Origin of the sequence: uncultured Algibacter sp., from assembly GCF_947495675.1 — a bacterium.
In the GTDB taxonomy this organism is placed as follows: Bacteria; Bacteroidota; Bacteroidia; order Flavobacteriales; family Flavobacteriaceae; genus Algibacter_B.
Genome location: NZ_CANLZX010000013.1, coordinates 114,020 through 124,885 on the forward strand (window position 1 = coordinate 114,020; position 10,866 = coordinate 124,885).

General features: G+C 30.1%; 8 protein-coding genes. 3 read left to right on the forward strand and 5 right to left on the reverse strand.

What is annotated here, in order from left to right; all coding sequences use genetic code 11:
• Positions 1-116 precede the first annotated feature (116 nt).
• Positions 117-1,727, reverse strand: coding sequence for a glycoside hydrolase family 30 protein (locus Q0842_RS10615; RefSeq protein ID WP_298497828.1), 1,611 nt, complete (start codon positions 1,725-1,727; stop codon positions 117-119).
• A 314-nt stretch (positions 1,728-2,041) separates the two neighbouring features.
• Here Q0842_RS10615 and dnaX point away from each other — a divergent pair, with 314 nt between their 5' ends.
• Positions 2,042-3,775 carry a DNA polymerase III subunit gamma/tau gene (gene dnaX, locus Q0842_RS10620; RefSeq protein WP_298497830.1) on the forward strand — a complete coding sequence of 578 codons (1,734 nt, stop codon included), beginning with the start codon at positions 2,042-2,044 and terminating at the stop codon, positions 3,773-3,775.
• Positions 3,776-3,806: 31 nt separating this feature from the next.
• Complete coding sequence (locus tag Q0842_RS10625) at positions 3,807-4,388, forward strand: tRNA-(ms[2]io[6]A)-hydroxylase (RefSeq protein ID WP_298497832.1); 582 nt, start codon at positions 3,807-3,809, stop codon at positions 4,386-4,388.
• 8 nt (positions 4,389-4,396) lie between these two features.
• Here Q0842_RS10625 and Q0842_RS10630 read toward each other — a convergent pair whose 3' ends face one another.
• The 4 genes from Q0842_RS10630 to Q0842_RS10645 all read right to left on the reverse strand — a co-directional run bounded on the left by Q0842_RS10630 (position 4,397) and on the right by Q0842_RS10645 (position 8,777).
• Positions 4,397-4,999, reverse strand: a complete 603-nt coding sequence (locus tag Q0842_RS10630; RefSeq protein ID WP_298497834.1) for a porin family protein — start codon at positions 4,997-4,999, stop codon at positions 4,397-4,399.
• Positions 5,000-5,189: 190 nt separating this feature from the next.
• Positions 5,190-6,095 carry a Ppx/GppA phosphatase family protein gene (locus tag Q0842_RS10635; protein WP_298497836.1) on the reverse strand — a complete coding sequence of 302 codons (906 nt, stop codon included), beginning with the start codon at positions 6,093-6,095 and terminating at the stop codon, positions 5,190-5,192.
• Position 6,096: 1 nt separating this feature from the next.
• On the reverse strand, positions 6,097-8,163 hold the full coding sequence (ppk1, locus tag Q0842_RS10640) for a polyphosphate kinase 1 (protein ID WP_298497838.1): 2,067 nt from the start codon (positions 8,161-8,163) through the stop codon (positions 6,097-6,099).
• Positions 8,164-8,288: 125 nt separating this feature from the next.
• Entirely contained in the window at positions 8,289-8,777 is a 489-nt protein-coding gene (locus tag Q0842_RS10645) for a histidine phosphatase family protein (protein ID WP_298497840.1), read from the reverse strand.
• Between the two features lie 473 nt (positions 8,778-9,250).
• On the opposite strand from Q0842_RS10645, the gene Q0842_RS10650 reads away from it, so the two are divergent.
• Positions 9,251-10,866 (forward strand): Ig-like domain-containing protein (locus tag Q0842_RS10650; RefSeq protein WP_298497842.1); only part of this gene is annotated, 1,616 nt, incomplete at its 3' end.

The window sequence follows — 10,866 nt, forward strand, 5'->3', positions numbered from 1 at the left end:
ACGTTAAACGAAGGTCGCTGATTTTTTTTACAAATTCAAGTAAAACCCTACAAACACATTAACAAGTTAATGTTAATAACCTTTATTTTAAATAACTTAAATTACAGTATTAGTTATTACTTGCTTTTAAAATGAATGGTTTGCATAGCTCTAGGTGCTATTTGCGTATTATATGTTTGGCCTTCTAACTCTAAGGCAATATTAAGTGGTTTTTCATTGCTGTTATACACAATTAAAGCCATGGTTCCATCTGTGTTTTTTGCTGCGGTATAAGTAACTCCTTCAATTTGGTTACCTTCTACCCCTATTCTATGTGCATTAGGTCTTATAAACTTACTAAAATGACTTAATAAATAATATAAGGGTGTGTAAATAACATTGTCTGTAACTGAGTTAATAAGTACTGGTGCACTATTAAAGTTATCGTATGGGTTTGGTTGTCCTTTATCGCTAAGTATCATACACCATTCTACATAGCCTTGTGTACCATGATTTAAATCTGTAATAATATCGTATGCATATGTATCAAAGGGTACAAAATTACCAGCGTAATCGGTACTTTCTCTCCAATATTGTCCAATAGGATCTTTAGCATCAATATCTATACTTGATTCAGAATGAATTAACCCTTTATTTGGCCAATTTTTTTGCAATTTTGCTAACTCTTTAGCATACCAATTGTTGTCTTTAAGCTCTGAGTTTGTGTACCAATGGAAAGCAGTTCCCCATGCATATTTAGCGGCCTCTTGGTCTTGGTATGTAACGTCTACATAATCGTTCATGGTCGACTTATTATGGTCGTAAATAAGTACACGTAATCCGGCCTCTAAATCATTAAGATTTAAATGGCCATCTTTAACCAGTTGTGGTCCAAGATGATCTCTTAAAAAATCACGCCCTTGTTCGGCAGTAAATCCATTGCTGTCCCAGCGTGCATCATGTGCATGCAAAGGCTCATTTTGCGGTGTAATGCCCCACAAGTTAATGCCTTGCTCTGCATAAGCACTTACATACTTAGATATGTATTTTGCCCAAAGCCCATAATATTTAGGTTGTAAAGTACCGTTAGTCATTTTAGAAGTTTCGCCTGTTTTCATCCAAGAAGGTGGACTCCAAGGCGAAGCTATAATATTAAAACTAGCACCAGGAATACTATTTGCTTCTAAAATCATAGGTATAATATCATAATTTGGTTCTACGAGTTCTATACCGCTAACTTGGTTGTTTTCATCTCCTGTAAATCCTCTTTTGTCTTGAAAAACGCTAAAGGTAGAAAGGTCCTCATCTCCATCTTCAACATAGGTGTAATGATTGTTAGAATAATCGCTGCTGTTAATATGTGTACGGGTTAGAGTAAAACCAGCGCCTTCTGTTGGACTAAATAATTTTGTTAACACCTCTTTACGTAAGTTAACAGGTATTGTAGCCAAATTCCAAGCAGATGATTCTGTAAACGAAGCACCAAAACCGTAATATTTTTGATATTGATTGTTAGGTAAAATACGTAAAGTAATTGTATCACTTTCTACTTTAGGTATTTCGTTTTGATTAGTTGAAATTAATTTAAGATTATCGCCACCTTGCGAGGTTTGGTAAACATCTACCAAGTAATTTTTATTTGATTGTTTTGAACCACAATTAAATAGCACAATAGACATAGCTATTGCTGTTAATAATCTGTTTTTAAATACTTTAAAACTAATATTTAGAATAGTTACTTGTCTCATCTTGGTTATTATTATGTTGTTAGGGTTTTAGTATTTTTTTTTTGACAAATATTCTTTTTGTAAACTCGATTAATGAATAAATCGTTTAAAAATTAAAACAATAATTATTAAGTCTTACTTAAATTACAGATTCAAATTTGTTTAATAAATAACATTAGTAAATGTTAAACTAAAGTATATTTTTTTTCGAATAAGACAAGGATTAAAGCGATATTTAAATTATTATTATTTTGTTAATAACTCCTATTAAATTTTAGCTTCTAAATTCTAAATTCCAAACTGAATTTTTAACTTTGTTATTCAAGAATTTATCAATGGAGCACTTTGTAGTATCGGCTAGAAAATACAGACCACAAACGTTTAAAGACGTTGTTGGTCAGCAGGCCATTACAAACACATTACTTAATGCCATTGAAAACAATCATTTAGCTCAAGCCCTATTATTTACAGGTCCACGAGGTGTTGGTAAAACAACATGTGCACGTATTTTGGCCAAAATGATTAATAGTGATGGCTCTGAAACTGGCGATGAAGATTTTGCTTTTAATATTTTTGAACTCGATGCGGCATCTAACAACTCTGTTGATGATATTAGAAGTTTAACAGATCAAGTTAGAATACCACCACAAGTTGGAAAATATAAAGTCTATATTATTGACGAGGTTCATATGCTTTCTCAAGCTGCTTTTAATGCGTTTCTTAAAACATTAGAAGAACCACCAAAACATTGTATTTTCATTCTAGCAACTACAGAGAAGCATAAAATAATACCAACTATTTTATCGCGTTGTCAAATTTTTGATTTTAAACGTATTACGGTAAAAGATGCTAAGGGGTACTTAAAATACATAGCTGAAGAACAAGGTGTAACTGCTGAAGATGATGCGTTACATATAATCGCTCAAAAAGCAGATGGTGCTATGCGTGATGCACTTTCAATTTTTGATCGTGTTGTTAGTTTTTCTGGTAAAAACTTAACTAGACAGGCAGTCACAGAGAATTTAAATGTACTTGATTACGAAACCTACTTTACGAGTACCGATCTTATTCTAGAAAATAAGATTCCAGAATTATTACTTCAATTTAATAATACACTTTCTAAAGGGTTTGACGGGCATCATTTTATTGCTGGTTTAGCGTCTCATTTTAGAGATTTACTAGTAAGTAAAACACCAGAAACCATAGAATTACTTGAGGTTGGTGAACAAACTAAAATTAAATACTTAGAACAATCAAAAAAGGCCTCGCAAGAGTTCTTGATGCACGGTATAAATCTTGCTAACGATTGTGATCTCAAATATAAAACAAGTAAAAATCAACGCTTACTTGTTGAATTATGCTTAATGCAGCTTGCCTCTATCACTCATGATGGAGAAAAAAAAAATAGCAAACATTACATAATACCTGCATCATATTTCAGAAAAAAAGGAATTACTCCTATTCCTATTACCAGGCCTGAAAAAACTGAAAATGTGAGTACTTCTAACGAAGTAAAAAAAGAACACATTCAAACAACTGAAAAAGTTGCCGAAGTTGCAGATAAATTTCAAGTAAAAGAACCAACCAAAATTGTTTTAAAACAAGATTCTAAAAGGTCTTCAGGATTATCTTTAAAAAGCATAAGAGCTAAAAAAGAGCATCAAATTAAACAAATGGATGTGGTAATTAATGAGGAAGATTTACCAAAAGAGCCATTTACTGAAGAAGCATTTATAAAAACCTGGAATGCATATATTGATAAATTAACTAGTGATGGGCAACATAATTTAGCGTCTATTTTATCTATAGACATTCCAAAAGTTAAAGGAAATACGGCGTATTTAGAATTCCCAAATGCTACCAATAAAGTAGAACTTGAACGCCAACAATATAATCTTTTAGGTTTTATACGTAAAGCTTTAAATAACTTTGATATTTCATTATCCATTACTGTTAATGAAGTTTTGGAAAAAAAATATGCGTATACACCACAAGATAAATTTGAAAAGTTAAAAGAGAAAAATCCAAATATTGATCTTTTAAGAAAAACTTTCGATTTAGATGTTTAATTACAAATTATTTAGCAATATCATATAAATCATGCTAGGACTTAAATTACCAACAGACCCACGCTGGGTAAATATTGTAGAAAAGAACATTGAAGAAATTTTAACCGATCATGCTTTTTGTGAGCAAAAAGCAACAAGTACAGCTATTTCTTTAATAGTTAGTTTTCCTGAATATACCGATTTAGTTCAAGAAATGACGGCTTTAGTTAAAGAAGAGATTAGCCATTTTAAAATGGTACACGATAAAATTATTGAACGTGGTTGGACTTTAGGACGTGATAGACGTGATGATTATGTAATTGAACTCCTTAAATTTTTTCCTAAAGGAGGTAGTAGAACAACACAACTTGTGCATCGTTTATTATATGCTGCTTTAATAGAAGCTAGAAGTTGCGAACGTTTTAGGTTACTTTCAGAAGAGTTAGCAGATAAAGAACTCGCAGAATTTTACAGAAATCTTATGGTTAGTGAAGCCAATCATTATACCATGTTTTTGGGGTTTGCTAGAAAATATGGCGAAAAAAAAGAAGTTGATACCAAATGGCAACAACTTCTTGAATTTGAAGCTAAAATAATATCTAACTTAGGTACTAGTGAAGCAATTCATGGTTAAAATTTTTATTAGAATTTATAACCAACACCTAATTGAATATTTCTGTTTTTTGCAACTATTCCTGATACTTCATCAAAAACGTTTTCTATTCCATAATTATATCTTACATCGATAAAAATGGCATAATTAATTTTATAGTCTGCACCTATTACAGCTGAGTAAGCTAAGTTTCTCATACCGTCTTCATATTTATGAACTTTTAATCCTACTTGTGGACCAATACCCGCATGAAACTTTTCACTAAATCTAAACCTAAATAAAACAGGCATTTGAATATAATCTAAATGCAATGTTTCATCATTCGCACCTTCAGCAGAAAATTGAATTTCTGGTACAATTGATAATGTTCTTGATAAACCTATATTAGCTAAAAAACCAATATACATACTGTTTCTGTGCTTATTATTTGGTATGGGTTCACTTTCAAAATCTAAATGAGAAATGGTATAACCAGCTCTAATCCCGTATTTTATTCCGCTTGAAGCAGACCATTTTTCTTTAACAACAGTTGTGTCTTGAATTGTTTTAGGAGTTTCAACTTCTTTTCCTTCTTGAGAAAATCCTTGAAATGAAAAACTAAGTAGTACTGTAAATAGTAGTATTTTTTTCATCTGTTTTTGTAATTTATTTAAACCTATATCAGATGTCATTTGCCAATTATATTGAAGTTGAGGGCAATATAAGTATTATGGCTTATTTCAATATTAATAGATTTGGGTTATTATTAATAGTAATTATGCAGATACGAATATATATTATAAATTTAAAATACTACAATTATACAAGCTAAAGTGCATAATTTTACTGTGTATTGCTAGAAACTGTATCATAATAGATACTTTTAATGATACCATCTGCTAGTCCAATTTTTGGTACATATATGTTTTTTGCACTAGACCATTTCATAGCAGAAAGGTAAATTCGCATAGCTGGTATTATTACATCGGCCCTATCTTGATTTAGAGATAATTCGGTAATTCGCTCTTCATAAGAATAGGTTTGAAGCATGTTATAATAGGATGTCATATAAAAATAAGAGAGTGGTTTTCCCATGGCTTTACCAGAAACTTTAAATATTTTATTAATATTTCCACCAGAACCAAGAACATCAATTTTATGGTAACCTTTGGTATTATTTCCTATCCAATCTTGTAATTCTTGCCAAGTTTCTTTTTTCACCATATCATTTAACAAACGTACAGTACCTATTTTAAAAGATCTAGATACTACTTGATTACCTCTGTCAATAACTGTGAATTCTGTACTTCCACCACCCACGTCAACATATAAGTATGTTTTATTAGGATCTATAAATTTATTTAAATCTGTAGCAGCAATAATGGCAGCTTCTTCTTCACCTTCAATAATATCAATACTAATTCCAGCATGCTCTAAAACCAAATCGACTATTTTTTTACCATTAGAAGATTCTCGCATAGCCGAAGTTGCACAAGCTTTATATTTGACTACTTTATGAGATTTCATAAGTAATTTAAACGCTAGCATAGTATCTAGTATGCGTTGTGTGTTTTCTTTAGAAATTTTATTTTTAATAAAAACATCTGCACCAAGGCGAATGGGTACACGTACTAAAGAGTTTTTTTTGAATTGAACGGGATTTCCTTTTTGTTCAATTATATTAGAAATTAATAATCGTACCGCATTTGAACCAATATCTATGGCTGCATATTTTTTTATTGAAAGCATACTAGTTCTCTAATTTTTTAATATAATAATCATAGGTTGCAAATTGCGATCTTACTTTTAATTTGTTATTAATACGATATTCATTTTCTTGAGAATCATTTAATATTCTGGCTTTTACATTGTCACTCCAACTAATATTGAATGTGTCAATAATTTCTTTTTTTATGTCTTCGTCATATATAGGGCAGCTTACTTCTACTCTATTTTCAATATTTCTAGTCATCCAATCTGCAGAAGAAATATATAATTTTGTTTCTTCATTACTTCCAAAAATATAAACTCTTGAATGTTCTAAAAATTTATCGACAACGCTAATAACTTCAATGTTTTCACTCATGCCTTTTATTCCTGGTATTAAACAACAAATACCTCTAACTATCATTTGTATTTTAACACCTGCTCTACTAGCTTCATATAACTTATCTATCATTGGATAGCTAGAAATGCTATTCATTTTTAACCTTATTAGGCCTTCTCTACCTTGTTTTACATTTTCAATTTCTATATCAATTAGCCTAAAAACAGAATTTTGTGTGTAATGAGGTGAAACAATTAAATGTTTGTAGGTGAAAATCCTGTAGTTAGTTTCAAAAAACTCGAAAATTTTATTAACGTCTTTAAGTATTTTTTTATTAGATGTTAATAAAGTGTAATCGGTATAAATTTTAGCAGTAGACTCGTTAAAGTTTCCTGTACTAATAAACCCATAACGTTTAAGTTTCTTACCTTCTTCGCGTTCAACAACACACATTTTACTGTGTACTTTAAGACCTGCAACTCCAAAAATTAGATTTACACCTTCATCTTTCATTTGCTGAGCATAATTAATATTTGCTTGTTCATCAAATCTTGCACGAAGTTCAATGGAAACGGTTACAGCTTTTCCATTAATTGCAGCATTTATAAGAGAACTTGCTACATGAGATATTTCAGCAAGACGATAAATAGTAATTTTTATAGTTCTTACTTTAGGATCTAAGGCGGCTTCTCTTAAAAATTTAACTAAGTATGAAAAGGTTTGGTATGGAGCATGTAATAAATAGTCTTTTTTAGCAATAGCATCGAATATACTGCCTTGTAGGCTCAGGCCTTTAATAGGTAGGGCCTCAATTTTATCATACAACAGATCATTTCTTCCTAAACTAGGGAACCCCATATAATCTCGTCTATTGTGATAACGTCCTCCAGGAATTATACTGTCAGTATCATCGATGCCCATTTTAGACATTAAATATCTTAAGGTTTCTTTATGTATCGTTTTATCATAAACAAACCTAACTGGTTCACCTACTTGACGAGATTTTACACTATCGGAAATTTTTTCAATAAAACTTTTACTTAAGTCACTTTCAAAATCTAATTCACCATCTCTGGTAATTTTAATCATGTGAGCCGAAATTGACTTATAATCAAAAATATTAAAAATATCATTTAGGCAATAACGTAATACATCGTCTACCATAATAATGTAGCTCTTATCTCCTTTTTTTGGAAGTTCTACAAATCGATCTACAGATTTTGGAATCTCTATTAAGGCAAATTGTTTGTTGTTACCAGACATTAACATTCTTACTGCCAAATATGCAGCACTATCTTTTAAATTAGGTAATACAACAGAATCATTAAGAATTATAGTAACTAATGCTGGGCTAATAGTTTTATAAAAATATTGTTTTATAAATTCACATTGGTCATCATCAATTTTAGTTTCATCAATGATGTAGATGTTTTCTTCCTTTAACTTTTCGTCAATGGTGTTTAAAATAGCAACACTCTCACTCTGTTGTTTAATTACAATTTGAGTGATAATTTCTAATAGTTCTTTAGCCTTAATGCCTCCTAACTCACTTTTACCTCCTTTACCTGCTTCGACAATACGCTTAACCGTAGCATATCTTACTTTAAAAAATTCGTCTAGGTTATTTGAAAAAATACCTAAAAAACGTAATCTTTCAATTAGAGGTACTGTTTCATCAGCAGCTTCTTGTAATACTCTTGCATTAAACTGTAACCAGCTTATTTCTCTGTTAATATAGCTATTATTCTTTGTGTTTTCAGGTTTAGTCATTCACAATCACTTCATTTAATTAAGTAAAACAAATATATTCTATTTCGACTTAAAAATTTAATTTTAAACCATAAGCTATTAAATATTTTAAACATTTAAGGTTTTGGTAACTTTAAAATAATTTATTAAGCTTTTAAATCTTTAGGAAATAAGGTTTTTAAAGTTTTACCAGGTTCTAAAGAACTCCATTTATCTGTATTAAATTCAATAATAACTACGCCACAAGTTGGTACATTATATATGTTTTTTGATCCATAGGTGTTAACAAAAGCTGTTATAGCATGATTATGCCCAAAAACCATTACACAATTTAAAGCATCATCAATACTTTTAATGACTTTAATTAGATTTTCACCTGAAAAATCATATAAATTATGATTAAAATGAACTAAATTTCTATCAATATCTAAATTTGAAATAAAAATTTCTGCGGTTGTTTTTGTTCTGATAGCATCACTAGAAATAAGCTTTTCAACCTTGTAATTTAAGGTCTTTAAACTTCTAGAAACTATATCAGAGTCATTTAAACCACGCTTTTTAAGAGGTCTTTGATGATCTATTACATCATGACTCCATGATGATTTAGCATGTCTTACTAATATTAATTTTTTCAAAATAATCGATAAAAGGTATTTTTTTATCGACAAAAAGTTGTTTTTGTCGATAAAATGAATTTTATTTGCTATTAAATATAGAAATAAATTAAATAACATGTAATAAACATAAAACCAGTATTTTATGGTGATAATGTTTAGTTTAAACAAAGAAATAATTTAATAAAAACCTAATGCATAACCTTTTATCGATATTATGAGTTAATTGTCACATTAATTTGATTAAATAATAACATATTACGTTTTTTGTTGCACCTACCAAGTTTTAACTTGAAAAATATTAAATATTATGTACCCAAATCAGAAAATTAACAATCTTTCCATTATTGCCTTTATGGTAATATCACAATCCTTTTTTTTAATTAATAATAAAGTTTTTATTAGTAATAATTAACTTTAATTAAAAAATTATCCGATTGTTTATAGGCTTGCTTCAAGTTTATATCTTCTTTATGGGTTTTTATTTAAATTATATGAAAAATAATTACAATTATATTTCTGACTTAAACATAGCAAAAATTATTCTTTTTGCTATTGCTATTTGTTTGCCAGGTTTTTTGTTAGCTCAACAATCACCTTCTATACAGACGGGAGTTACATTTCAATGGTCAGATACACAAAGTAATACAACCGACCCTGCTACTATTGCATCGGTAACAATTGATGGTGTTGTTTATAATACATTTGTTGCCCCTTCTGGGTATGAAATGACAAGATTAGGACCAAATGGACCTGGTCAAAATAAAATTTTAGAAAATGGAACCACTTTAGCTAATTCTAGTGCTTCTGCCAATTGGGATGCTATTGCATTATCAGCTTTTCAGGATAAAAACATTAATCATTATTTCACATCAAATCGTAATGGTAGAAATATTTGTAATGATTTTGCTGCAATACCAACAACTGATGCCCAAAAACAAAGTATTTTTTATAGCCCAGCAATTCCTTCAAATGAAGGAGGTGTATTAGCTGTTACCGAACGAAATGCAAATAATTGTTTTCATATAGCTATTTATGGTACTACCGCAACGAGTGTAACAGAACAATTTTTGGGAGAAACATTTGTAAGACCAACTTCTACTACATGGGGACCTAGATTCGCTCCATTTCAAGAACCAAATGCAAATTCTGACTATTGGAAAACAGAACGTGTAGTTGAAAATAATGGAAATATAGGTATTGCATTATTTTATCTTAGTGATATAGTTCAAATTGGTTCAAAAATATCTAGAATAGAATTTAATGCATCAACATTCGATCATGGTGACGGTAAAATCTTTTTGTTGCAAAAATATGCTGTTGACCAACTGAATTTTGAATGTATTAATGGAATTTTTAATGGCAATCTTAATGATAGCAATAATGTTCCTGAAAATTCAACTTATACATTAACCTCAGGTCCAACCCCTGCTGGTCAATCATTTGTTTTTAATACTGATGGTTCTTATACTTATGAACCAACCACAAATTATACTGGTGATGTTAGTTTTGAATATGAGGTGTGCTTACCATCACCAAACGAAACTGTGTGTGATATTGCAACAGTAACTTTGTCTTATGTTGGTTTGCCACCAAATCCAGAATTTACTATTGCATGTGGGTCAACTAATGACGATTTTACTATTTCTGTTACGAGTCCATTAGGTTCAGAATATAGATATTCTATTGATAATGGAAATACCTTTCAAAGCTCACCAGATTTTAACGGATTATCTGAAGGAAACTATAATTTAGTTGTTTCAAATGGTATAACCAATTGTATTAAGTTTAATTCAAGTAATCCAATAGTTATGGAAAATCTTGAACTTACTGGAGAAATTACAGATGCTATTTGTATAGATGATAGTACAGGTGCTATTGATATTTCTGTATCAGGAGGTTCAGCACCTTTTACATATTTATGGAGTAACTCAACTACATCTGAAGATTTATTAAATATTAAAGCTGGAACATATACTGTAACAGTTACTGATTCAAATGCATGTACAATCTCTGAAAGCTTTGAAGTTTCTACCGTTGTTGATAATATACCACCAAGTATTACCTGTCCTACCGATGTAACAGTAAATGTAGATGCTGGATTATGTAC